The 23285-nt window shown below is 69.7% G+C and carries 20 protein-coding genes; 9 read left to right on the forward strand and 11 right to left on the reverse strand.

All coding sequences use genetic code 11. The features are described from left to right. Positions 1-2: 2 nt before the first annotated feature. The 4 genes from AB0H88_RS03305 to AB0H88_RS03320 form a co-directional block, all read right to left on the reverse strand. Positions 3-2891, reverse strand: a complete 2889-nt coding sequence (locus AB0H88_RS03305) for a hypothetical protein (protein WP_357640652.1) — start codon at positions 2889-2891, stop codon at positions 3-5. A gap of 63 nt (positions 2892-2954) precedes the next feature. Then, entirely contained in the window at positions 2955-4514 is a 1560-nt protein-coding gene (locus AB0H88_RS03310) for an extracellular solute-binding protein (RefSeq protein WP_357640654.1), read from the reverse strand. A 29-nt stretch (positions 4515-4543) separates the two neighbouring features. After that, positions 4544-5410, reverse strand: coding sequence for a carbohydrate ABC transporter permease (locus tag AB0H88_RS03315; protein ID WP_357640656.1), 867 nt, complete (start codon positions 5408-5410; stop codon positions 4544-4546). Next, positions 5407-6315: an ABC transporter permease subunit gene (locus AB0H88_RS03320; RefSeq protein WP_357640658.1), complete on the reverse strand. Its 909-nt coding sequence runs from the start codon at positions 6313-6315 to the stop codon at positions 5407-5409. Before AB0H88_RS03320 ends, AB0H88_RS03315 begins: the two co-directional genes overlap by 4 nt. Positions 6316-6586: 271 nt before the next feature. On the opposite strand from AB0H88_RS03320, the gene AB0H88_RS03325 reads away from it, so the two are divergent. Together AB0H88_RS03325 and AB0H88_RS03330 are read left to right on the forward strand one after the other, a co-directional pair. After that, positions 6587-7600: a hydroxyacid dehydrogenase gene (locus AB0H88_RS03325; RefSeq protein WP_357640660.1), complete on the forward strand. Its 1014-nt coding sequence runs from the start codon at positions 6587-6589 to the stop codon at positions 7598-7600. Next, the gene (locus AB0H88_RS03330) at positions 7600-8643 is read left to right on the forward strand and encodes a LacI family DNA-binding transcriptional regulator (RefSeq protein ID WP_357640663.1); all 1044 of its coding nucleotides are present in this window, start codon (positions 7600-7602) and stop codon (positions 8641-8643) included. The genes AB0H88_RS03325 and AB0H88_RS03330 overlap by 1 nt, the downstream gene beginning before the upstream one ends. Positions 8644-8671: 28 nt before the next feature. Here AB0H88_RS03330 and AB0H88_RS03335 read toward each other — a convergent pair whose 3' ends face one another. Beyond that, complete coding sequence (locus tag AB0H88_RS03335; RefSeq protein ID WP_357640666.1) at positions 8672-9241, reverse strand: helix-turn-helix domain-containing protein; 570 nt, start codon at positions 9239-9241, stop codon at positions 8672-8674. A gap of 135 nt (positions 9242-9376) precedes the next feature. Here AB0H88_RS03335 and AB0H88_RS03340 point away from each other — a divergent pair, with 135 nt between their 5' ends. Next, positions 9377-11668, forward strand: a complete 2292-nt coding sequence (locus tag AB0H88_RS03340) for a M20/M25/M40 family metallo-hydrolase (protein ID WP_357640667.1) — start codon at positions 9377-9379, stop codon at positions 11666-11668. 50 nt (positions 11669-11718) lie between these two features. On the opposite strand, the gene AB0H88_RS03345 is transcribed toward AB0H88_RS03340, so the two are convergent. After that, on the reverse strand, positions 11719-12117 hold the full coding sequence (locus AB0H88_RS03345) for a VOC family protein (RefSeq protein WP_357640669.1): 399 nt from the start codon (positions 12115-12117) through the stop codon (positions 11719-11721). Between the two features lie 94 nt (positions 12118-12211). On the opposite strand from AB0H88_RS03345, the gene AB0H88_RS03350 reads away from it, so the two are divergent. Next, positions 12212-13201: a YafY family protein gene (locus AB0H88_RS03350; protein ID WP_357640672.1), complete on the forward strand. Its 990-nt coding sequence runs from the start codon at positions 12212-12214 to the stop codon at positions 13199-13201. 74 nt (positions 13202-13275) lie between these two features. On the opposite strand, the gene AB0H88_RS03355 is transcribed toward AB0H88_RS03350, so the two are convergent. Next, the gene (locus AB0H88_RS03355) at positions 13276-13896 is read right to left on the reverse strand and encodes a methyltransferase domain-containing protein (RefSeq protein ID WP_357640675.1); all 621 of its coding nucleotides are present in this window, start codon (positions 13894-13896) and stop codon (positions 13276-13278) included. Continuing rightward, positions 13893-14633 (reverse strand): TIGR04282 family arsenosugar biosynthesis glycosyltransferase, encoded by a 741-nt coding sequence (locus tag AB0H88_RS03360; RefSeq protein ID WP_357640678.1) that lies wholly within the window; start codon positions 14631-14633, stop codon positions 13893-13895. Before AB0H88_RS03360 ends, AB0H88_RS03355 begins: the two co-directional genes overlap by 4 nt. A gap of 141 nt (positions 14634-14774) precedes the next feature. Here AB0H88_RS03360 and AB0H88_RS03365 point away from each other — a divergent pair, with 141 nt between their 5' ends. The 3 genes from AB0H88_RS03365 to AB0H88_RS03375 are packed head-to-tail and all read left to right on the forward strand — an operon-like array spanning position 14775 to position 17598. Further along, positions 14775-16082, forward strand: a complete 1308-nt coding sequence (locus AB0H88_RS03365) for a hypothetical protein (RefSeq protein ID WP_357640679.1) — start codon at positions 14775-14777, stop codon at positions 16080-16082. Continuing rightward, positions 16082-17194: a molybdopterin-dependent oxidoreductase gene (locus tag AB0H88_RS03370; RefSeq protein WP_357640682.1), complete on the forward strand. Its 1113-nt coding sequence runs from the start codon at positions 16082-16084 to the stop codon at positions 17192-17194. Before AB0H88_RS03365 ends, AB0H88_RS03370 begins: the two co-directional genes overlap by 1 nt. Next, on the forward strand, positions 17191-17598 hold the full coding sequence (locus AB0H88_RS03375; protein WP_357640684.1) for a hypothetical protein: 408 nt from the start codon (positions 17191-17193) through the stop codon (positions 17596-17598). Before AB0H88_RS03370 ends, AB0H88_RS03375 begins: the two co-directional genes overlap by 4 nt. On the opposite strand, the gene AB0H88_RS03380 is transcribed toward AB0H88_RS03375, so the two are convergent. After that, complete coding sequence (locus AB0H88_RS03380; RefSeq protein WP_357640686.1) at positions 17531-18190, reverse strand: glycosyltransferase family 2 protein; 660 nt, start codon at positions 18188-18190, stop codon at positions 17531-17533. The two genes, AB0H88_RS03375 and AB0H88_RS03380, sit on opposite strands and share 68 nt — an antisense overlap. 17 nt (positions 18191-18207) lie before the next feature. Further along, a complete protein-coding gene (locus tag AB0H88_RS03385; RefSeq protein ID WP_357641990.1) occupies positions 18208-19194 on the reverse strand; it encodes an NAD-dependent epimerase/dehydratase family protein in 987 nt (328 codons plus the stop codon). Positions 19195-19381: 187 nt separating this feature from the next. On the opposite strand from AB0H88_RS03385, the gene AB0H88_RS03390 reads away from it, so the two are divergent. Together AB0H88_RS03390 and AB0H88_RS03395 are read left to right on the forward strand one after the other, a co-directional pair. Next, on the forward strand, positions 19382-21304 hold the full coding sequence (locus tag AB0H88_RS03390) for a sialidase family protein (protein WP_357640689.1): 1923 nt from the start codon (positions 19382-19384) through the stop codon (positions 21302-21304). A gap of 254 nt (positions 21305-21558) precedes the next feature. Continuing rightward, complete coding sequence (locus AB0H88_RS03395; RefSeq protein WP_357640691.1) at positions 21559-22239, forward strand: FCD domain-containing protein; 681 nt, start codon at positions 21559-21561, stop codon at positions 22237-22239. Here the strand turns inward: AB0H88_RS03395 and AB0H88_RS03400 are convergent. Beyond that, on the reverse strand, positions 22236-23177 hold the full coding sequence (locus AB0H88_RS03400; protein WP_357640692.1) for a LacI family DNA-binding transcriptional regulator: 942 nt from the start codon (positions 23175-23177) through the stop codon (positions 22236-22238). The two genes, AB0H88_RS03395 and AB0H88_RS03400, sit on opposite strands and share 4 nt — an antisense overlap. Between the last annotated feature and the right edge of the window lie 108 nt (positions 23178-23285).

Below are 23285 nucleotides of genomic sequence, written 5' to 3' on the forward strand. Positions count from 1 at the left end.
GCTCATTCCTCCGAGAAAAGCACGACTGTGCTGAGCGGTTCTACCTCGATCGGGCCGCCGAGGCGAATCCGGCGGCCGGTGACCAGGTCACGCGCGTAGCCGGGGCCAGTGGTGTACAGCCGCCTGGAACGATCTTCGGAGGTGTTCATGCCTATGAGATAGCGGCCATACGAGCAGCGGTAGAACTGCGCCCTGCCGACGAACAGCTTCTCGACACCGGGAAAGTCCACGCCGAGGGCCGGGTCGGGCACGTCGGCCGGGTACGGGCCGACCTTGAGCACCTCACCGGCGAAGGCCTGGTGCAGCTCGGGGCCGGGAGGCGGGAAGCCGCCGGGCGGGATGTGGGAGGCGGCCGGGTCGTTGATGGCGAAGTTGAAGCAGAGCCAGTCCCGCTCGGTCCAGGTTTCGCCGGTCGGGGTGACGGAGCACTGCTGGCGGAGGGTGGCGATGCGGTGGGTGTCCGGGGTGATGTGGTGCACCCGCGCCAGGTCGTTCACCGCCTGCCTGGCTCGCCAATAGAGCGAGGCGTAGAGGATCTCCTTGCCGTTCTTGATCGCGACGACGCCGTTCTCCTCGTCGGAGAAGACGAAGCCGGGCGCGTCCCAGTCCATCGGGAAGGACCGCGGCCCCTCCGTACGCGCGTCGAAGGCGGGCCAGTCCCGCTGGAGCAGGCGCAGGGCGACCACCCCGACCCGCGACCAAGAGTGGTCCCGCAGCAGGTCAAGGCTGCTGAGGAACTGGTTGTCGGCGACCATGCGCTTGCCGTGGCCGACGATGGCGGGGTCATCGAAGACTGCGGAGGCCATGAGCGGGTGGCCGTCCCAGTCCACCCGCTGGGCGTAGGTGACGATGCCGGGATAGTGGTCGTCACGCCAGCCGACCGCCGCCTCCAGGCGCAGGGTACGGTAGCCGTCGTTGTCGACCTCGGGGTAGCGGAAGACCGCGCGCGCGTTGATCATCTTGACCAGCTGCGCCTCGAGCTCGGGATCCTTGACGCCGTCGAAGCGGGTGACCGCCTCGTACAGCTGCACCAGCCAGCAGGTGACCTCACCGTAACTGCCGACGTAGCCCAGCTCTTTGGTCAGTCCCTTCCGCGTAGCCTGATAGAAGTGCTCGCCCAGCGGCTTGCCGGGGGTTCCTGAGACGTCCTCCCTGCCGAGGAAGGGCTTGAGACCGACGGCCTGGTGGATGTAGTCGCGGGCCTTCTCCTCGGTGATCGGCGCCTTGTCCGGATTTATCAGCATCAGGCCGCGGTTGCAGCGGTAGATGCCCAGCGCACAGATCTGCACCTGGTTGCTGTAGTGCGGCATGTGCTGTCGCCAGTACGCGATCGACTCGGTCATCATCTTCGTGTACGCGTCGCGCCGGACCGGCAGATCCCCCTGGTCCGGCTCGGTGGCACCCTCCAGCGGGGTGACCTCGACGTCGTCGAACCAGGCGGTGCCGCCGCCCTGGACCCGCACGTCCAGCCGGAGCTCGGTGGCGGTGGCCGGGGTGGTGAGCTCGGCGGTGATCTGCGTCCAGTCGTCGGTGCCGGAGGGTGCGTAGAACTTGTTGTCAGTGCCGACGATCTTCCCAGCGGAGTCGTAGAAGAGGACGTCGAGGTAGGCGCCGGGGGCGGCGACATTCTCGGTCTTGACCCAGACGCCGTAGCGGTGCTTGCCCTGGCCGATCAGCGTGCGGTTCTGGGAGGTGCTCCACCCGGCGGCCGCGCCCACTTCGGCGACGACCTTGACGGAGCGGGAGCCGCTGCGCTTGACGGTGTCGTCCCAGAGCCAGGTGGCCGTACCGGCCCAGCGGGTGGTGGTCCAGGAGGCGGGCGCCGTGCCGCCGCGTTCGAAGCCGGGATTGGGCGCGCCCACGGTCCTGGCTCCGATCTTCCGCTCCAGCCGGTCGCCCAGCACGTCCTTGAGCAGGACCAGCACGTGGCCCACCTTACCGAAGCCCTCCCACTGCTGGTCGGAGGCGGTCAGCACGGCCGGGTCCGTGCGCCACTTGGTGTAGCGGGCGTCGATGGCGCCCAGCACCTGGTCGATGGCGTCGGGATTCTGGTAGGCGGGACTGTCGGGATAGAAGTACCCTTCGGCCAGGCTGAGGTAGGCCCAGGAGTCCATGGAGGCGGCGCTGCCGTCCAGCCAGCCGCCGTGCTCCTTGAGCACCCTGGCCTTGATCGTCTCCAAGATCTCGGGTCCCAGCTCGGGGCGGACGGCCGCCTCGGGCGCGGGGCCCTGGATGCCGTCTCCGGGGAAATACGGCTCCTTGTGCGTGTAGACGCGGTAGAAGGGGCGGGTCGGCCTGGTCAGCGCGCGGTAGAACTCCGCGGCGTTCTGCCCGTAACCCCAGACCCGGCCCATGGCCCGGATCTCCAGCGTGACCCGCTCCTTGTCCTTGGTCATCGCCTCGGGCAGCGGCAGGGTGTGGTAATGGAAACGCCCCGGCGAGTGGGCGTCCAGGCTGAGGATGTCCAGCGGGTCGACCGCGCCCAGATGGTAGTGGCCGACCTGCTTGCCCTCGGCGAATAACTGCAGCCGCGACTGGTCGGCCTCGGTCGGGGCGCGGTCGCCGCCCCAGAGCTTGATGGTCACGTACGTGGTGCCATCCGGCACGCACTTGACGGTGCAGGCGACGGTGCCGCCCCAGGCACTCGCGGGAGTCTGGGGGTTGAGCACACGGGCGCTCTGGCCCAGTTCCCCCGCCACCACGTCGGACCCCGTCGGGGTGACGGCGTGGGCGGCCTCCGACGCCGCGTCGCCGAAGATCACCACATCCAACGGCCGACCGGTGCGGGCGGCCGCGACCGCGGGCCCGGTCAGCAGGTTCCAGCTCGCGGCGGCCGCGACGCCGGTGCCGGTCGCGCGCAGCAGGGCACGCCGGGACAGCTCAGGCTTCATGGGGGGTGCCTCTCTCCTATGTCCGGCAGCCCGAGCCGCCGTCCTGGTGTGCTCTGTCGCCGCTTACTGACCCTTGAGATACGCGTCGGCCTGCTTGGCCATCTCCGCCTGGAGCTTGGCCAGACCCGCCCTGTCCAGCGCCTTCTTCAACTTGTCCAGGCCCTGGTCGACGTCCACCGCGCCGATGAACAGCGGGTTGGCGAACTGCGTCATGGCGGCGGTGACCTGGGCGTTCTCCCGCTTCACCGGCTCAGGGTCGGGGACGAAGCTGGCGTATGGGTCGATGGTGAAGTTGTCGATGTCCTGCGCCCAGTCGAACCACTTGGCCTCGGACTCGGTCATCTCCTTGATCCGGCGCTCCAGCTTGGCCCGCCAGGCGAGGCCGAAGCCGGGGAAGGTGTAGGTGGACACCTTCTCGTACTTGTCGTCGCCGACGGGGTTCCAGTCCTTGCCGGGAATGCCGTAGTTGAGCAGGTCGTGGTTCTCCTTGATCGACGCCCAGTCCTGCAGCTGCATGGCCTTCTCGTTGCTCTGGCCCTTGGCGTTGAGCACGACGAAGTTGTCGCTCTGGAAGGTCTGGTACGGCTTGGCGTTCTCGCCGCCCTTGAGCGGCATCACGTTCGCGATCATCGCGCCGGGGACATTCTTGGTCAGCTCGGGCAGGGCCGCGGAGGACAGGCCGTCGGTCATGGCCCAGGTGGTGGCGACGCGGCCGGCCTTGAACTGGGAGTCCAGCGCCTTGGAGTCGAGGGTGAGCGCGTTCTTGTTGAACAGCCCGTCCTGGTAGTACTTGCGGACCAGGCGCAGCGCGTCCATCATGCCCGGGGCCTCCCAGAACGGGAGCGGGTGGGACGAGCCGGTCTGCTTGCCGTCGGCGGCCAGCACGAAGTTGAGCGACTCGCCGGTGAAGGAGGCGAGGCTCATGGTGGGGTTCTCCCACATGTAGGGGTTGAGCCAGCCCACCGGGTTCCACGCCACCAGCAGCTTGGGCATGCGGGAGGTCAGCCCGATCGGGATGATGTCCTTGTTCTTCTGCTTGACGTCGTACCAGAACTTCTCCAGCCCCGCGAAATCCGTGATGTCGCTCATGCCGTACTTGTCGGCAAGGTCCTGGCGGATGCTGAAGTGGTGGAAACGAGCGACCGAGTTGATCTGGGGCAGGCCGTAGAGTTTGCCGCTCCACCGGTTCAACTCGATGATCTTCGGGTCGATCGTGGCGGTCAGATTGGGGTACTTGCCGCCGGCCAGCAGGCTGCTCAGTTCGACGATCGAGCCGCTCGCCGCCAGCTGGGTCATGTTGAGCCAGCGCGCCTGCAGCGCGGTGTCGAACTTCTCCCCCGCGGTGAACTTCAGCAGCGCCTGCTGGCCGTAGCTGGTCCACGGGATGAACTGCGGTTTGATGGTGAAGCCCAGGTCGGCCTGGAGCTTCTTGTTGACCTCGGCCAGCACGGCGTCCCAGCCGGCCGGCAGGTCGCCGGGCAGCAGCAGGCTCAAGGCGAGCGCGCCGCCGGCCTGGTTGCCGGCGGCCTTCGGCTGGGAGGAGCAGGCGGCGAGCAAGGCGGCTACGGACAGGCCGCCGCCGGCGGCCAGCAGGCCGCGCCGGGACATGGTGGGGTTGGACATGGTGACTCCAGAAGGTGGGGGGAGCGGAATCAGCCCTTGGTGGCGCCGAGGGTGATGCCCTTGACGAAGTAGCGCTGGGCGAAGGGGTAGGCGAGCAGGATCGGCCCGATGGCGACGGTGGTCAGGGCCAGCCGGAGCTGGTAGACGGGAGTGGCCGTCTCGGCCAGCTGCGGCAGCATCTGCGTGAACGAGATGTTGGAGATGAGGTTCTGCAGCACCAGCGGCAGCGGGAACTTGTGCACGTCGTCGATGAACAGCAGCGCCATGAACCAGTCGTTCCAGTAGTGCACGGCGTAGAACAGGCCCACGACGGCCAGGATCGGCTTGGACAGCGGCAACGCGATCGTGAAGAACATGCGCAGCTCGCCCGCGCCGTCGATCTTGGCCGATTCGAAGATCGACTCCGGCAGCTGCCGGAAGGCGCTGACCTGGACGAAGACCAGGAAGGGCATGACCAGCAGCGGCAGGATGACCGAGAAGTAGCTGTTCTGCAGGTGCAGATACTGCGTCACCAGCAGGTAGAGGGGGACGAGGCCGCCGGAGAACAGCATCGGCAGGTAGGAGAAGACGGTCAGCGGCCGGCTGATGCCGGGCACCCGGCGGGCGATCACCCAGCTCAGGCCCGAGGTCACCGCCAGGGACAGCGCCGAGCCCACCACGGTGATGAAGACACTGGCGAGGTAGGCGTCCAGCACCGCTGGACCCGTGAAGATCATTTCATAGGCGGTGAGATCGAAATCGACCGGGAAAAGGCTGTATCCGGTCGTGGCCAGCTCGGACTCGCTGGTGAACGATCCCGAGATGATCAGCCAGAAGGGGATGGCACAGCACAGCACGGCCAGGCCGACGCCGATGATGCTGAAGACGGTGAACGGTTCCAGCTTTCTGCCGCTCATAGGATGCTGGTCTCCTTGGAGTACTTGCGCTGGATCAGCACCGCGATCACCACGAGGATGAAGCCGACGACCGACTGGAACAGGCCGATCGCGGCGGTGGTGCCGAAGTCGCCGAGCTGACGCAGGGCGCGGAAGACGAAGGTGTCGATGACATCGGTGTTCTCGAACAGCGTGCCGTTGTCGCCGATGATCGCGTAGATGGTGCCGAAGTCGCCGTAGAAGATCCGGCCGACCCCCAGCACCAGCAGCACCGCGGCGGTGGGCTTGAGCAGCGGCAAGGTGATGCGCCAGGCCATCTGGGCCCGCGAGGCTCCGTCGATCATCCCGGCCTCGTAGACCTCCTCGGGGATGCCGGTGATCGCGGCCAGGAAGATGACGCTGAGGTAGCCGCCGAGCTGCCAGACCTTCACCACGGTGAGGATCCACGGCCACGGCCCCGGCTCGGTGTACCAGTCCACCGTGGGCAGTCCGAAGCCGGTCATGGCGTCGTTGACCGCTCCTCCCCCGCCGGAGGCCCCGGCGAGCAGGACCTGCAGGATGATGCTGATCACGACCGGGGAGACGAAGTAGGGGAAGAAGACCACGGACTGGGAGGCCCGTTTGAAGAAGGTGCCGCGGATCTCGTTCAGCATGATCGCCAGAACGATCCCGGCGGCGAGCGTCGCGCCCAGGAACAGCACGTTGAGGAAGAGCGTGTTGAACAGGATCCGCGCCGCGTCCCCGGACTCCAGGAAGTAGGCGAAGTTCGCCAGCCCGTTCCACGGGCTGCCGAAGATCCCCAGGTTGACGTCGAACTCCTTGAACGCCACCACCAGCCCGGCCATCGGCAGGTAGTTGAAGACCAGGAAGAAGACGACTGCCGGCAGCGCGAGCAGCCCGACCGACCAGCTCGTCCGGCCCGTCACCTTGCCACGTGTACGGCGTCCGCGTGCGGGCGGCCCGGAAGGCGGACTCGTCCGAGACTCATGCCTCGTCTTTAGCGTGCTCATCACCTAAGTCCCGTCTGAGGGGCAGCAGCTGACTCTCAAAGTGCGATAGAAACCGGTCGCTGCGAACGCTACGACTGAGTGACGTCTACCTACAAGGCCGCGTTACAGATACGTTACAAATGGGTCGCTGCCCTGCTGCAACGCCATCCGTTGACCGAAAGCGACCGTACCTCTAGCGTAGAAACCGATGTCTATCGAATGGAGGGCCTACCCCGTGTCCCCACGCCCGAAGGCGCTGTTCGCCATGCGCGAGGAACACCTCGCACTGCTCTTCCCCGCGCCCTTGCTGCGGCGGCTGGACACACTGGCCGACATCGACGTGACACTGGTCGCCGAGCGCTTCGACGATCCGCGGGTGGACCTGGCCGACACCGAGATCCTCATCACCGGCTGGGGCTGCCCGCCGCTGGACGAGGCGGTGCTGGCCGCCGCCCCCCGCCTGCGGGCCGTGCTGCACGCCGCCGGCTCGGTCAAGGGCCTGGTCGCCCCCGCCGGCTGGGAACGCGGCCTGCTGGTCTCCTCGGCGGCCGCGGCCAACGCCGTCCCGGTCGCGGAGTACACTGTCGGCACGATCTTGTTGGCGGGCAAGGGGGTCTTCGCTCTGGGCGAGCGCTACCGGCGCGAACGCGGCTTCACTCTGGCCAAGATCGAGCCGCTGGTCGGCAACAACGGCCGCAGGGTCGGCATCGTGGGCGCCTCACAAATCGGGCGCCGGGTGATCGAACTGCTGGCGCCGTACGATCTGGACCTGTGCCTCTACGACCCGTACACCCGGGTTCCCGGAGTGCGGCGAGCCTCGCTCGAGGAGGTGCTGCGCCGCAGCGACATCGTCAGCCTGCACGCGCCCGCCACCCCGGAGACCCGGCACATGCTGGATCGCACCCGGCTGGCGCTGATGCCGGACGGCGCGGTGCTGATCAACACCGCCCGTGGATCGCTGGTCGACACCGACGCGCTGGTCGCCGAGCTGAAGTCCGGGCGGCTGTCGGCGATCCTCGACGTCACCGACCCTGAGCCGCTGCCGCCCGCCTCGCCCCTGTTCGACCTGCCGAACGTCTTTCTCACTCCACACATCGCCGGCTCGCACGGCAACGAGGTGGCCCGCATGGGGACCTTGGTCCTGGACGAGCTGGAACGCCTGAGCGCGGGGCAGCCTCTGGCGCACCGGGTGACCGCTGACGACCTGGACCGGGTGGCTTGATGAATGCCGATCGGGCCACCGTCCGCGACGTGGCCGCCCGGGCCGGGGTCTCCCCCTCCACGGTGTCCCGGGTGATCAAGGGGGACTACCCGGTCGCCCAGTCCACCAGGACACGGGTGCTGCGGGCCATGCGGGAGCTGGACTACGTGCTCAACGTGCACGCCCGCGCCCTGTCCGGGGCCAGCACCAAGATGGTGGCGTTCGTGCTGGACGACGTCACCGGCCCGTCCTTCGCCTACGTCGCCAAGGGCGTGGAGCAGCAGGCCACCGCCGAGGGACGCCTGTGCATGGTGTGCGCCACGAACGGCGACCCCGCCCGGGAGCTGGCCGTGGTCGAGGCCATGCGTGAGCAGCGCGCCGACGCGGTCATCCTGGTCGGCGGCGGCACGCTGGACGACGCCTACCGCGAACGCATGTCCCACTTCGCCCACGCCCTGGACAAGGCCGGCTCCCGGCTCGTGCTGTGCGGGCGGCCGCCACTGGGCGACGACGTGCCCACCACCGTGGTCGAGTACGACAACGAGGGCGGCGCCTATGCCATGACCAGCCACCTGCTCTCCCAGGGACACCGGCACATCGCCCTGATCGGCGCCGACCACCCCGGCCAGGCGAGCACGACCAAGCTCGACCGGGTGCGCGGGTTCGTCCGGGCCCACGAGTCGTTCGGGGTGCCCTACGACCCGGATCTGATCGTCCCGGCGGGCTTCGGCCGCGCCGACGGACACACCGCCGCCCGCCGGCTGATCACCCTCGGCGCGCAGTTCACCGCCGTCTTCGCCGCCACCGACATGGTCGCCATCGGCGTGCTCGCCGCACTGCGCGAGGCCGGGCTACGCGTGCCCGAAGACGTGTCGCTGGCCGGCTACGACGACATCCCGTTCGCCGCCGACCTCTCCCCCGGCCTCACCACCGTACGCATCCCCACCGAAGAGCTGGGCAGGACCGCGGTCAGGCTCGCGCTCGACCGCCGGCAATCCCAGCACGTCGTCCTGGGCACCCACATCGTGGTCCGAGGCTCGGTCGGGCCCGCCACCCCGCGCTGACCGTACGATCTTCCGCTGAGACCGGCCGTCAGGACGGTGGGTCCTCGGAGGCGGGCATCGTGAAGAATCTCAGGAACACCGGCCGCGCTCCCGGTGACGCGTCCTCCTGCGCGCGGCCGAATCTGGACAGCAGTTCCATGTACGCCTCGAAGAACTCGTCGAGTTCTTCCCGGGTCAGGTGAGTGAGCCCGCGCGAGGCCTTCGCCCACTCGCCGTACCGCCGATGGTCCCTGAAGAAGCGCCGGGCGAGTTCGAGCTCCTGGTCGACCTTGAACTCGGTGATCTCGTCGAGGAGCTTCTGTGACTCCTCGTCCATCTCACCCGCCGGGGGCCACCTCAGGTCGGCGCTGATCTGCCGCCACCAGCGCTCCTTTCCGTTCGACCGCTCGGGGATCTCCTCGATGAACCCGTTGCGCTCCAGCTGGCGCAGGTGATAGCTGAGCGTCCCGGTGTTCTCACCGAGCGCCCGGCCGAGCGTGGTGGACGTGGCCGGGCCGTGGATGCCGAGATGTCGCAGGATCCGCTGTCGCAGCGGATGGCCGAGCGCCTTGTGCGCACCTGGATCACTGAGCTGCCGGATCGACGGTCTGTTCGCCACGCAGCGAGCCTACCGCCCCTCGCTTCCATATTGCAGAATTTTCGCTGCAGCATTTCTTCTGCAATACTCCATCGCCGTGACCCCGATGCCGCGACAAGGGGACACACAGGACACGAGCTCGAGGAGTGACCGAGGATGACATCAGACGAGCACGTATCGAGACGGCGCTCACTCGTTGCCGGGCTTCTGGCCCTGGGCGTGCTCCTGCTGATCGCCATCGGCGCGATCAGGGACATCACCCCCACCGCGGTGAGCCCGGCCACCGCCCCGGTCCGGGAATTCAGCGCGCAGCGGGCCTTCGCCCAGGTCGAGCGCTTCGCCGTCAAACCCCACCCCGTCGGCACGGCCGAGCACACCCGGGTCCGCGACTACCTGGTCGGTGAGTTGCGGCGGCTGGGCCTGCGGCCCGAGGTGCAGGAGGCGGTGGGCGTCTCACCTATCGACGAGCAGGGCGACCCCGTCACCGCCGGGCGCGTCTTCAACATCGTCACCGTGATACCCGGGACCGCTCCCACGGGCCGGGTCTTCGTCACCGCCCACTACGACTCGGTCCCCGAGGGACCGGGCGCCAACGACGACGGGGCCGGTACGGCGAGCGCGATCGAGACGGCCAGGGCGCTGGTCGCGGACGGCACACGGTTGCGCAACGACGTCGTGTTCCTCATCACCGACGCCGAAGAGGCCGGGCTGCTGGGTTCGGAGGCGTTCGTCAAAGAACACCCGCTCGCACAGGGGCGGAGCGTGGTGCTCAACAACGAGGCGCGCGGGGCCAAGGGGCCGGTGCTGATGTTCCGGAGCACGGAGTCGAACGCCGGCCTGATCTCCATGTTCGGATCGGCGGCGCCCATGCCCGTGGCCGACTCCGTGTACGCCGAGTTGATGAAACTGCTCAACAACGACACCGACTTCACCGCCTTCAAACCCGGCGGGATGGCCGTGCTGGACTCCGCCTACGCCAACGCGGGGACGCTGTACCACAGCGTTCTCGACGACCCCGCGCACGTCGATCTCGCGGCACTGCAGCAGATGGGCGACAACACGCTGGCGCTCGTGCGCGCGTTCGGCGGCACCGACCTGGCGCGGCTGACCACCGGGAACGACCTGGTCTACTTCAACCTCCCGCCCGGCCTGCTGGTTCGCTATCCGACCTGGGCGGCCTGCCTGCTGGGCGCCGTCGCCCTGCTGGCGGCACTGACACTGATCTTCCTGGCCCGCCGCCGGGGCGTGGTCACGTTGCGGCGCACGCTCCTCGGCACCGCGCTCGCCCTGATCCCGATCGGAGCCGGGGTCGGCGTCGGCGTCTTCTTCTGGGACCTGCTCAAGATGATCCGGCCCGAACTCAGCGGAACCGCCACCACGACGCCGTATCGGCCGGAGTTGTTGTGGCTCGCCGTACTGATGCTCGCGAGCACGATCCTCATCGCCTGGTACGCGCTGCTGCGCCGTCGCGTCGGCACCGCCGAACTGGCGCTGGGCATGCTGACCTGGGCGGCCCTGATCGGCTTCGGACTCGGCATCGTGTCGCCCGGAGCGTCGCACCTGGCCGCCTGGCCCGCCTTGGGGGCGGCGCTGGGCGGGCTGGCCGCACTCCGCTGCCCGCCGCGGTGGCGCGTCCTGACTCTCGCCGCCGCTCTCGTACCGGGCGCCCTGATCCTGCTGCCCAGCGCGTGGAGCACTCTGCCGACCGGCCTGCAGTACGCGGGCTACGCCCCCATGCCGCTGATGATCCTGTTCGGCGGCCTCCTGCTGCCGCTGATCGAGGTGGTCTGGCCGCGCAGGCGGTCCCCGCTGATCCCGCTGATCGCGCTGGTCGTCTCCATCGCCCTGGTGGCGGCGGGGCTGCTGGTCGAGCCGATCGACAAGGAGCACCCACGGCGAACCAGCCTGGCGTACGGCCTCGACGCGGACACCGGCAAGGCCGTCTGGCTGACCTCGAAGGCGCCCGACCAGTGGGCCCGGCGCTATGGCGGGACCGTCGCGGCCGGCCGGCCGCCGGCGGAGCCGTGGGGCGCGTCCAAGCTCATCAGCCCGGCGAAGGCCGCCGCGCTACAGGCGCCCTCGCTGCGGGTGCTCGCGGACACGACCCAGCAGGGCGTACGGACCCTGCGCGTCCGGATCCACTCCGAGCGCGGAGCGGACACGGTCGGCCTGCGGGTGGACGGGGACACCGCGACGGTGCGTTCGCTGACCGTCGAGGGCCGCTCCATAACGGTCGATCCGGCGGGCTTCGTCTTCCACGCCCCGGGACCGGCGGGTGTCGAGGCGTCGCTGACCGTCAAGGCTCCCGGCGGCAAGATCCGGCTGCGGGTCACCGATGTGAGCCGGAATCCCCGTGAGATGTCCGCACTTCCGGGCTTCATCGCCCCACCGGGCTGGCTGTTCCTCGGCGACACCAAGATCTCCGTCACCAAGGCCTACGCCATGTGACGACGCGGACGAGATCTAGACACTGCGGTGCGGATCAGAGGCGGACAGCGTCAGCGAGTGAACTTGGCGACGGCGGCGGGGGTGACCGGAGTGAAGAAGTTGACGAGGTTGCCGTCCGGGTCGCGGAACAGCAGCGACCGGTTGCCCCAGGGCATCGTGGTGGGCTCGGCGACGACGTCGGTGACGAATTCGGTCAGGTTCTGGTGCACGCGGTCCACGTCGTCGACGAGGAACTCGATGATCACGCTGTGGTTGTCGGCCGGGCGGGCGGACCCGGCAGCGAACAGCGGAACCGTGCGGGTGCCGGCGATCGCCAGCGTGGCGCTGGAGGTCTTGAGCTCGGCGAAGTCCTCGGTGGACCAGGCCGCCCGTACCCCGGTGACCTTCTCGTAGAACTCGACGAGGCGGGCGACATCACCGGTGATGATGCGGATCGAAACGAAGTCCATGACGTTCCTCCTTTAGTCGTGGTGCCTTGGCGCTTCACACGCTACGACCAATACTGGACAGAATCGGTCCACTATCGGACGTAGGCTCGCAGACATGTCCCGACCTACCGGCCGCGTGCTCACCCTCCTGGAACTGCTGCAGTCCGGCGGCACCCGGACGATGGCCGAACTCGCCGACCGGCTCGGGGTCGACGGCCGCACCGTGCGGCGCTACGTCGACCAGCTCATCGACCTCGGCATACCCATCGAGGCGGTGCGTGGCCGCTACGGCGGGTACCGTCTCGGCCGCGGCTACTGTCTGCCGCCGCTCATGCTCAACGACGACGAGGCGCTGGCCGTGCTGCTCGGCCTGATCGCCGGTCGGCGTACGGGGTTGGCGACGGCGACCGACACCGCGAGCGAGACGGCGGCGGCCAAGATCCGGCGGGTGCTTCCCGAACGTCTCACCCGCGGGCTCGACACGGTCCTGGAATCGCTCGCCTTCACCAAGCCGGCCGGCGAGCCGGTCACCCCGGACGCCGGGACCCTGCTCACCATCGCCGACGCGGTACGCCACCGCCGTCCCGTCTCGATCAGGTACACCGATCGGGACGGCCGGCGCAGCGACCGCACGCTACACCCGTACGGGATCGTCAACCACTCGGGCCGCTGGTACGTCACCGGCGCGGACCCCTCGATCAGCGAGAACCGGACCTTCCGCCTCGACCGCGTCACCGACGCCAGAACCCTGCCCGGCTCCTTCGAGGTACCCGCCGGACCGGACCCGGCGCAGCGGGTCCTGTCGGGGTTCGCCACGGCCTCCTACCGGTACGAGGTGACCTTGCGGATACACGGGACGGTCGAGCAGATCCGCGCTCGCCTTCCCGCGAGCCTCGCGAGCGTGGCGGAGATCTCCCCCACCGCGGACCAGGATCCGGCGGCCGAGCGTTGGCTGCGCGTCGAGCTACGGGCCGAACGGCTCGACTGGTTGCCCGCGGTGCTCGCCGCGCTGGACCGGCCGTTCGTCATCGAGCGTCCCGGCGAACTACGCGACCTTGTCGTCGCGCTCGCCGACCGGCTCGCGTCCCACGCCCGCCGAACCTGACAGCCCGGACCGTGGCCGGCCACGAGCCCCGCGTGGATCGCCCGAACGCCGCGGCTGCCGATCGGTTGCGTTGGTCACCCCACTGGATGCAGGGCCGCGAACCAGCGGCCTTGCTCCTGCCAGCTCTCGGCGAGGTCGAAGCCGCTGGATTCGGCGAGCCGGCCGATGTCGTCGGCCGACACCACGGCCCAGGCGAACCAGTCCCCCGCGATGTCGGCACGGCGCAGGCGGACGCGGTCGACCCGGCTGGTCACGCCCGGGGGTTCGACCTCGGCGACGACCTCGCCGCCCGGCCGTACCAGCTCGCGCACCCGGCGCAGCAGGACGCGTGGATGTCCGCCGATGCCGATGTTGCCGTCGGCGAGCAGCGCGGTCTGCCAGCTTCCCGTCCGGGGGATCACGTCGAAGACGCTTCGGAGCAGCGCGTATCCGCCCGCTCGCCGGGTCAGGTGTACGGCGCGCGGCGCGATGTCGATGCCGAGAGCGTGTACGCCCCGATGGCTCAACGCGACAGTCAGCCGGCCGGGACCCGACCCGATGTCGAGCGTGGGGCCCGTACACCGGCTCAGCATCGCCTCGTCCCCGTCGATCGGCTCGAACCAACTGGCCACGTTCAGCGGCCGGCGTGTCCCGTCGGCGTGCTCGACCTCGACGGTGGCGCCGGACAGTGCCTCGGCGTAGATCTCGCCCATCATCGGCGCGCACCCGCCTCGGCCGGCGGTGCGACCCTGGCCGACGGCGTCAGCTGGGCCGAGGGCGTCAGCTGGGCCGATGGTGTCACCCCTGCCAGCGGCGCCACCTCGGCCAGTGTCGCCGCGAAGCGGGAGGCGGGAGCTTCGGCGGCGACGTGGAAGGCGTCGGCCGCGGTGTCGATGTCGGTCAGCTCTGGCAGCTGCCGAACGCTCAGGCCGGCTTCCGCGAGCCGGTCGAGCTGGGCGCGGCCGGTGTACGGCTGGGACATGGGCACGCCGAGGAGCAGGCGGGGATCGGGCCGGCGCAGGCCGAGCAGCCAGAAGCCGCCGTCGGAGGCCGGGCCGTAGACCGCGTCGTGCCCGGCCAGGGCGCTGGTGGCCGCGCGCAGCAGGGCCGGGCTGACCTGCGGGGTGTCCATGCCGATGAGCACGACCGGCTCGGGGCGAAGCCGGTAGGTATCGGTGAAGGCGGCGGCCAGGCGCTCGTCCAAGCCGTTCCCGCGCTGCGGGATGACCACGAAGCCGTCGGGCAGCCAGTTGCCGGGCAGTCCGTCCAGGGCCAGGACACGTTGGGTGGCGGGCGCCCGTGCCACGGTGGTCAGGCTGTCTTCCAGCGACGCCTCGGCCAGGCGGGCCGCCTGGCCCGGGGTGAACGGTGGCGTCAGGCGGGTCTTGACACGGCCCGCGACGGGTTCCTTGGCGATGACCACGAGCTGCGCCGCCCCTGGAGTGATCTTCATGGTCCGACAGTAGAGCCGGTGACCTGGGGCGACTCTTACGGGGTTGTTACGGGTGCCCGGCTCTTACGCTGTCTCTTACGGGGTTGTTACGGGTGGCCGTGGCGGCGGTCCCCAGCGGGCCAGGGGTGACACGCTCGGTTCGTGAGCAGACACACGGCGTTCGCCGGCGCGACGCTTGTCGCCCTGGTGCTCGTCCTGATCAGGATGGCGTTGGGCAGGCCCGGCCTGCTCGGCTGGTACCTGCTGGCATGGGGGCTGTTCGCGGCCGCCTTCTGGTGGGCGCGCAAGGTGCCGAAGCGGGAGCTGACCCTGCTGGTCGTGGCGGGCGGCATCGTGGTGACCGCCACCGGCCTGGTCGCGCCGCCGAGCACGAGCACCGACTCCTTCCGGTACGCGTGGGACGGCCGGGTGCAGGCAGCCGGGCACTCGCCGTACGACTACGCGCCGGCCGATCCGGCGCTCGGCCCGCTGCGCGACGACTGGCTCTTCCCCGATGACTGCGCGGCGCCCGACCGCGCCCGCGTGGCGGAGGGAGTCTGCACGCGCATCAACCGGCCGCTCGTGCACACCATCTACCCGCCGCTGGCCGAGGGCTACTTCCGGCTGGTGCACTGGTTGTCGCCGGACGGGGCACGGCACAAGCCGTACCAGGTGGGTGGCGCGCTGATGGCGATCGCGGTGCTGCTGGCACTGCTGCGATGGATCGGCGTCAGACAGGCGGCGTGCTGGGCGTGGTGCCCGGCCGTGCCCGCGGAGGCGGTCAACAACGCGCACGTCGACATGCTGGGCGTCCTGCTGGTGGTGCTCGCCTTCTGCGTGGTCCGGGGCAGAGGAGCGCTGCTCGGCGCCGGGATCGCGGCCAAGCTGCTGCCGGCCGTCACGCTTCCCGGCGCGCTGTCCGGGGTGTTGCGCGACGGCGTCGCCTGGCGGCGTGTCCTGGCCATTGTGCTGCCCGCCGGGGCCGTCGTCGTGCTGGCCTATCTGCCGTACGTGCTCGCCTCGCGCGCTTCCGTGCTGGGCTACCTGTTCGGCTACCTCCAGGAGGAGGGCTACGAGGCGCCGTCGGCGAGAGCGCGGTACGGGGTGTTGCGGCTGGTCATGCCGGATTCTTGGACGCCGTTCGCCGCCATCGCCGTCCTGGCGCTGGTGATCTGGCTGGTGCTACGCCATGGCGACCCGGACCGCCCGTGGGCGGGGGCGCTGCTGGTCAGCGGTTCGCTCCTGCTGCTGCTCACCCCGGCCTACTCCTGGTACGCGCTCCTGGTCGTCGCGCTGGCCGCCATGGACGGGCGATGGGAGTGGCTGGGCGTGGCGCTGGCAGGCGCGGTCACCTACCAGTTCGGCCCGTCCACCCTGGCCTATGCCCTGGCCACGGTGGCGGTCGTCGCGGGCTGGGCCGTACGACAGAGGCGTGCGACCCGGACCCTCGAGGAGGCAGGAGCACGATAATGTTCATCCAGACGCTCTCGGCCAGGTTCACCAGCCGCCTGAGGTCGGAGCAGGTGTCGGCCAGGCTGGGCATGTGGCTGGGGATCAGCTTCACGCTCGCCTTCGCGACGGGGCTGTTCAGCCACTTCACCCAGCATCCGCCCCCCTGGCTGCTGTGGCCGTCGCGGCCGGTCAACCTGTACCGCGTCACGCAGGGCCTGCACGTCATCGGCGGCATCGCCACGGTGCCGCTGCTCCTGGCGAAACTGTGGGCCGTCTACCCGAAGTTGTGGCAGTGGCCGCCGCTGCGCTCGGCGGGCCACGCGGCCGAGCGGCTGTTCGTCCTGCTCCTCGTGGCGGGGGCGCTGTTCCAGCTCGTCACCGGGCTGATGAACATCGCCTACGACTACGCCTGGCCGTTCGGATTCATCCAGGCGCACTACTGGACGGCTTTCATCGTCTACGGCGCGCTCGTCGTCCACGTCGTCAACGAGTGGGCCAAGCTCCGGCGACACTTGTGGACCAGGGTTCAGGACCCTGACCGCCGTCGCTTCCTGTACACGATCGCCGCCGCCTGCGGCGTGGCCGCCCTGGTCACCGCGGGCGAGACCGTCGCCCCGCTGGACCGGCTGGCCGTACTGGCGCCGCGCAACCCGCGCATCGGCTCCCAGGGTGTGCCCGTGAACAGGTCCGCGCTTGCCGCCGGCATCACCGGGGCGATCAGCGATCCGGGCAGCTACAGACTGGTCGTGACGGGCGCCGTCCGCACGCCGCTCTCCCTCACCTACGCCGATCTGGTACGACTGCCGCAGCACACGGTCAGCCTGCCCATCTCGTGCGTGGAGGGCTGGAGCGTGGAGTGCGAATGGACCGGAATCCGGCTGCGCGACCTGATCGCCCAGGCAGGTGGCTCCCCCGAGGCGTTCCTGACGGTCGAGTCGCTCGAACAGAACGGCTACTACCGCAGCAGCGAGATCCGGCCACCACACTGGAACGATCCGCTGACCCTGCTCGCACTGAAGATCAACGGCCGGACCCTGGACGCCGACCACGGCTACCCGGTCCGGCTGATCGCACCGAACCGGCCCGGGGTCATGCAGACCAAATGGGTCACGAAGGTGAGGGTGTCATGAGGTGGCTCGGATACGCTTTCGGCGGCGCCCTGGTGGCGCTCGGCTTCGCCGGGCTGCTCATGGACAGCGACCCGCCCGGCTGGGCGTTGTGGTTCGGCGGCGTCCTGATCGCGCACGACGCCGTGCTGGCGCCCGCGGTGCTGCTCGCCGGCGTACTCGTGGCCAGGGCGGGCGCGGCGCTGAGGGCATGGTTGATCGTGGCGGGGATGGCGACGCTCGCGACGCTGCCGACGGTCTTGGCGCTGGGCAGGCGGGCGGACAACCCGTCGATCCTGCCGCACGACTACGCGCTCAACCTGCTGATCGTCCTGGCCGGGACCGGGCTCGTCGCCGCCGTCATCCGTCTCGCAGGACGGCTCGCATATCGGAGATCGCCCGAACGGTCCCGCGAACGGTCCCAGTGACCTTCGACCGCCCGCGACGGGCCAGGTAGTCGATGTCGACCTCGGCGATCCGCCACCCGGCGCCCGCCGCCCGCAGCACCATCTCCAGCGGGTAGCCGAACCTGCGGTCCCGCAGCCCGAGCGCGAGGAGTTCGGCCCGGCGGCAGGCCCGCATCGGCCCCAGGTCGTGCAGGGCCGCGCCGGTACGGCGGCGCAGCTTCGCGGCCAGCACCGCGTTGCCCAGCCTGGCGTGCGACGGCCACGACGCGCCAGGCCGGCGCACCCTCCTGCCGAGCACCAGATCGCTCTGCCCGCCCAGGACCGGGGCGACGACCTCGGGCAGCTGCCGCGGATCGAGGGAAGCGTCGGCGTCCATGAAGCAGACCAGCTCGGACGTGGCGGCCAGCAGCCCCGCGTGGCAGGCCGCTCCGAACCCGCGCCGCGGCTCGCTCACCACCAGCGCGCCCAGCTCCGCGGCGATCTTCGCCGAGGAGTCGGTGGAGCCGTTGTCGGCCACGATCGGGCGGTAGCCCGGCGGCATCCGTTCGAGCACCCAGGCGAGGGCGGCTTCCTCGTTCAGGCAGGGCAGCACTACATCGATGGTCGTTGTCATGGCGTCCCCAGAGCGGGTCATGGCGTCCCCAAAGCGGCGGTGGCGAACTCCTTCATGCCGGTCTCGAAGCCGATCTCGGCCTCGAACCCGAGCTCGGCGCGGGCCCGACCGGGCGCGGCGACGATGTGCCGTACGTCGCCCAGCCGGTATTCGCCGGTGACGACGGGCTCGGGCCCACCGCGCTCCGCCGCCAGGGCGGCGGCCATCTGCCCGACGGAGTGCGGGACGCCGCTGGCGATGTTGTACGCGACCAGGCCACCCGCGACCGGCTCGGCCTCGGCGGCCGCCAGGTTCGCTCGCGCCACGTCGCGCACGTGCACGAAGTCGCGCATCTGACAGCCGTCCTCGAACACCCGGGGCGCCCGTCCGGCTTCCAGCGCCGACCTGAAGATGGCGGCGACACCCGCGTAGGGAGTGTCGCGCGGCATCCGCGGCCCGTACACGTTGTGGTATCTCAGCGCCACCGCGCTCCCGTCGGTCTCTCTCGCCCAGTTCGCGGCCAGGTGTTCCTGGGCCAGCTTGGTCGTGGCGTAGGCGTTGCGCGGGTCCATCGGCGCGTCCTCCCCGATCACGGCCGAGCGCACCACTTCGCCGCAGACAGGGCAGGACGGGTCGAACCGCCCCCGTTCCAGGTCCGCCGCCGCGCGCGGGCCGGGCCTGATCCGGCCGTGTTCGGCGCAGTCGTAGGCGCCCTCGCCGTAGACCACCATCGAGGAGGCCAGCACCAGCCGTCCGACATGATGCCTGGCCATCGCGGCCAGCAGCATGGCGGTGCCGTACACGTTGACCGAGGCGTAGTCCGGCAGGTCGGCCACGTCCACGCCGAGCCCGACCTTCGCCGCCTGATGAACGACCAGGTCCACCCCGGGCAGCAACCGATCCAGGGTGTCCCGCTCGCGAAGATCAGCGCCCTCGCGCAGGTCGAGTCCCGACACCTCATGCCCGGCCGCCTCGAACGACTCGACCACATGACTTCCAATGAAACCGGCAGAGCCGGTGACCATCACCTTCACCTGGCCGACAGTAATCATCGCAACCGGTCGGGCGAAGGAGGCGGGGGCTGACGTTCGCAACCTGTAAGGACTCCCATCACGCCCTCTGGACAACATTCTACGTTCATCACTATTTAACATGGGACGTTGGACGTAGGATGTCCTCTCGTAACCTTCTCCTGTCACGAAGGGCGAGGACATGCACAATGGTCACCCCCCAGAGAGCCGTACCGGACGCCGCTCCTGGCGCCGCAGGGCGGGCGCCGTAGCGGTGCTTGCCGGCTTACTCGTCAGCGCGTTCGGCGCGCCGGCGACCGCGGCGCCGGCGACAACCGCCGAGGCCGGCGCGAGCGCCGACACCGCACCGTTCGTGGACGAGCAGGTGCTCTACAAACAGGGCGACTTCGGATACGGCTGCTTCCGGATCCCCGCCGTGGTGCGGGCCACGAACGGCATGGTCCTGGCGTTCGCCGAAGGACGGGTGAAGGACTGCGGCGACGACGAGGACATCGACCTCGTGGTGCGCCGTTCAGCCGACGGCGGGCGAACCTGGGGACCACTGCAGGTGATCTCGGAGGGCAACGGCACGACCCACGGCAACCCGGTGCCGATCGTCGACGAGCGCACCGGGCGGATCGTGCTGGTGAGCACCCACAACGGCGGGGAGCCGTGCCCGAACGGCTGTGACCGCGACCCCTGGGTGCAGTTCAGTGACGACCACGGGGCGACCTGGTCGGCCGCCAGGGAGATGACCGAGGGCAAGCGTCCGGAGTGGAACTTCTGGTACGCCACCGGCCCGATGCACGGCATCCAGCTCAAGCTCGGCCCGCACGCCGGCCGGCTGGTCGTCGGGGCGAGTTTCGAAAGCTGGGACCGGGTCGGCAAGCACGTCTACGGCACGCACCTGCTCTACAGCGACGACAGCGGGGTGACGTGGCACATCGGCGCGGAGACCTCCCGCGACGACGGCACGGTCATCGCCCAGGAGGTCACCGTCATCGAGCTGACGGACGGGCGGATCTACGCCTCGGCCCGTGAGCGCGGCACCGACAAGGGCAACCGGGCGTACGCGACCAGCAGCGACAGCGGCGAGACGTGGGACGCGCCGTTCAGCACCATGTCGGCGCTGGCCACGACCGACATCCAGGCGTCGCTGCTGCGGTTCAGCGACAAGCGCATCCTCTTCTCCGCACCGATGCACCCGGGTGCCCGGGAAGCGATGGGGATCAGGTCGTCCTACGACGAGGGGCGCCGCTTCGAGACGTGGGATGAGGGCAAGGTCTTCTACTGGGGGCCGTCGGCGTACTCGGACATGGTACGTCTGGACGGCGACGAGGCGGCCCTGATGTACGAGGCCGGCAACATCACGCCGTACGAGCAGATCCGGTTCGCGCGGTTCAACGAGGCGTACCTGGAGACGCCGAACGGCACCCCGCCTGGCATCCCCGGCCCCCCGGCGCCTGGCCCGACGACGCCGGACACGTCGCCGTACCGCAACCAGGCGTACGTCCGCGGTGGTGCGCAGACCACCGACGGGCGGTTCGGCGGCGGGCTGGCCCTGGACCGGGTGGACGACCGGGTGGAGGTGCCGTTCAACGGCTCCATCGACCTCGGCGCGAAGGACTTCACGCTGACCTCCTGGATCCGGTATTCGGAGCAGACCGGCGCGCACACGATCCTCTGGTTCCACCGGGTGAACAGGGGCACCAACCCGCCGGCGCTGTGGCTGCGGGCCGAACCGGCCAGCAACCGCATCCGGGCGGTCCTCTCCGTCGACCGGTTCAACGTGACCGTACAGTCGCCGAGCGCGTACAACGACGGGCAGTGGCACTTCGTGGCGCTCCAGCGGGTACGTGGCGAGCTCCGGCTCCTGGTGGACGGCGTACAGGTCTCGTCGGCGGCGGCGCCGGCCGGTTCGGTGACCCTCGGCAAGGAGTTCGGTCTTGAGGGGATCCACGTCGGACAGCGGTTGGACGGCGTGGACCGCTTCCGTGGGACGCTGGACGAGGTACGCGTCTACCGGCGCGCCCTCACCGACCCCGAACTGGACCTGATCCGAGAGCGGAACCTCCCGATCGGCGGTCAGCTTGGGCTGCGGCTACCGTTCGACCAGGTCGGCTAAGGGGACATCGACCGCTTGGCGATGGCGCTCGCGGGCCCCGCGGGCGTCATCGCCGCGCCTTGACGGTAGCTGAAGGACGTCCTATCCGTTTCAGCAAACATAGGACATCCTACGTCCCGGACGAGCATGCGAACAGGCCGTGTCCGCCTGGTGGGTCATCTGTGTCGTCGGCGTAAACTTTCCTGCCCCGGGCTGGCCTTCCCGGACCGAGGTGGGATGTTTGACGCAAGGTCTTCGACGAGCCTGGAGGTCGCATGCGTACGAGCGACGACGCCTCGCTTCAGGAGCGCATCGTCGCCCTGATCCACGAGCGCGGACTGGCCCCCGGGTCACCTGTGCCGACCGAACTGCAATTGATGGAGCTGTTCGGGACGAGCCGCAACAGCGTCCGCGAGGCCTTGCGGGCCCTGCAGGCGCTGGGCATCATCGAGATCCGGCACGGACATGGGACGTTCGTCGGGCACGCATCGCTCGACGCGCTGACTGCCACGTTCGCCTTCCGGGTGCGTTCGGGGCCGGGCGGGATCCGCGCGCTGCACGATCTGGTCGAGGTCCGCGAGCTGCTCGAGACCGGGCTGATCGGCCAGGTGGCTCAGAGCACCAGCGCCCCCCGGCTCGCCGCGTTGGAGGCCCTGGCCAACGGCATGGATCGGGACCGGGAAGCCGATCGGGCCTTCCACGCGCTGCTGTACGACTCGTGCGGCAACGAACTCGTGCTGCAGCTGATCGGCCTGTTCTGGGACGTCTACCACGAGGTCGAGCCGACACTCGGCCCGCCGGAGGAGCGGAGCGCTGAGATCGCCGTCAACCATCGCCGGATCGTGGCGGCGCTTCGCGCTCGGGACGCCGAGGCCGCACGGGAGGCGATGCGGCTGCACTTTCGCGATGTCAAGGCGCGCATCGCGCGGGCGCAGGCCCGGCCGGCACCCGCCTAGCTGATCGGGACGGTCAGGCGGCGTCTGGTGGGTGGTGACTCCTTGCGCTCGCCGAGGAGGGTCATGAGCTGGTCCATGGCCACCTCACCGAGTTTTTCGCCGTCCACGTCGATCGAGGGGACGTCGTCCAGGCCGAGGCTCTCGACGATCATGCGCTCCGAGCTGACCACGACATCGCGGATGCCGCGGCTGAGCAGGGCGAACATGAGGCCGAGGCCGATCGAGGTCGCATAGGGGACGACTGCGGTGGCGCGGGCGGCCACCACGGCCTCCGCCGTCGCCACTCCGGCGGCGAACGTCGAGGGGTACGGGCCGAGCATGGTCAGCGTCGCGCCGCTCGACTCGGTCGCGGCGCGGATGGCCGCCTGGCGCTGGCGATCCTGCCAGGAGCCCGCCGGGCCGCCGATGTAGACGATGCGCTCGTGGCCCTTCTCGACGAACCACGTGACGAGCGCGCCGAAGGCGGTGGCCGTGTCGGCGACCGCCGAGGTCATGCCCTCGATCTCGCGGTCGATGAGCACGGTCGGCTTGAAGGACGCGGCGGCGCGGACGATCTCGTCCGAACCTCGGGGCGCGGTGAGCAGGAAGCCGTCGACCTGGTGCGCGAGCTGCTCGACCGCGGCGATCTGGGCCGTGTGCTCCAGAGAGTGCACCGAGATGGTCAGCTGCATGCCCGAGTCGGCCGCGCGCGCCTGGGCCCCGCCGATGATCGGGGTGAAGAAGGTATTGTCGAGCGTGGGCACCACGACGGCGACCACCCCGGTCCTACCGCTGGCCAGCTGGGTGGCCGCCCGGTTGGGGACGAATCCGAGCTGCTCAGCGGCCGCGCGGACGCGGGCCACCGTTTCCGGGGCGGCCAGGTCCGGCCGGCCCAGCGCGCGGGAGGCCGTCGCCTTCGAAACCCCGGCCAGCGCGGCGACGTCCGCGAGTGTCGGCACTCATCCTCCTTGAATCGTCACACGGATTTCACACAGGGGTTTGTGCGCGAGGCCGCTCATAACTTATGGTCAGGCTCCTGGAACCGGTTCCGCAACCGGTTCCAGGTA

The sequence above is a fragment of the Nonomuraea sp. NPDC050680 genome, assembly GCF_040654555.1.
In the GTDB taxonomy this organism is placed as follows: domain Bacteria; phylum Actinomycetota; class Actinomycetes; order Streptosporangiales; family Streptosporangiaceae; genus Nonomuraea.

What these genes read in the sequence shown, in the direction of transcription:
- AB0H88_RS03305 (WP_357640652.1), bottom strand. Translation starts at nt 2,891, where the DNA reads ATGAAGCCTGAGCTGTCCCGGCGTGCCCTGCTGCGCGCGACCGGCACC.
- AB0H88_RS03310 (WP_357640654.1), bottom strand. Translation starts at nt 4,514, where the DNA reads ATGTCCAACCCCACCATGTCCCGGCGCGGCCTGCTGGCCGCCGGCGGC.
- AB0H88_RS03315 (WP_357640656.1), bottom strand. Translation starts at nt 5,410, where the DNA reads ATGAGCGGCAGAAAGCTGGAACCGTTCACCGTCTTCAGCATCATCGGC.
- AB0H88_RS03325 (WP_357640660.1), top strand. Translation starts at nt 6,587, where the DNA reads ATGTCTATCGAATGGAGGGCCTACCCCGTGTCCCCACGCCCGAAGGCG.
- AB0H88_RS03330 (WP_357640663.1), top strand. Translation starts at nt 7,600, where the DNA reads ATGAATGCCGATCGGGCCACCGTCCGCGACGTGGCCGCCCGGGCCGGG.
- AB0H88_RS03340 (WP_357640667.1), top strand. Translation starts at nt 9,377, where the DNA reads ATGACATCAGACGAGCACGTATCGAGACGGCGCTCACTCGTTGCCGGG.
- AB0H88_RS03345 (WP_357640669.1), bottom strand. Translation starts at nt 12,117, where the DNA reads ATGGACTTCGTTTCGATCCGCATCATCACCGGTGATGTCGCCCGCCTC.
- AB0H88_RS03350 (WP_357640672.1), top strand. Translation starts at nt 12,212, where the DNA reads ATGTCCCGACCTACCGGCCGCGTGCTCACCCTCCTGGAACTGCTGCAG.
- AB0H88_RS03355 (WP_357640675.1), bottom strand. Translation starts at nt 13,896, where the DNA reads ATGATGGGCGAGATCTACGCCGAGGCACTGTCCGGCGCCACCGTCGAG.
- AB0H88_RS03360 (WP_357640678.1), bottom strand. Translation starts at nt 14,633, where the DNA reads ATGAAGATCACTCCAGGGGCGGCGCAGCTCGTGGTCATCGCCAAGGAA.
- AB0H88_RS03370 (WP_357640682.1), top strand. Translation starts at nt 16,082, where the DNA reads ATGTTCATCCAGACGCTCTCGGCCAGGTTCACCAGCCGCCTGAGGTCG.
- AB0H88_RS03375 (WP_357640684.1), top strand. Translation starts at nt 17,191, where the DNA reads ATGAGGTGGCTCGGATACGCTTTCGGCGGCGCCCTGGTGGCGCTCGGC.
- AB0H88_RS03380 (WP_357640686.1), bottom strand. Translation starts at nt 18,190, where the DNA reads ATGACAACGACCATCGATGTAGTGCTGCCCTGCCTGAACGAGGAAGCC.
- AB0H88_RS03385 (WP_357641990.1), bottom strand. Translation starts at nt 19,194, where the DNA reads ATGGTCACCGGCTCTGCCGGTTTCATTGGAAGTCATGTGGTCGAGTCG.
- AB0H88_RS03390 (WP_357640689.1), top strand. Translation starts at nt 19,382, where the DNA reads ATGCACAATGGTCACCCCCCAGAGAGCCGTACCGGACGCCGCTCCTGG.
- AB0H88_RS03395 (WP_357640691.1), top strand. Translation starts at nt 21,559, where the DNA reads ATGCGTACGAGCGACGACGCCTCGCTTCAGGAGCGCATCGTCGCCCTG.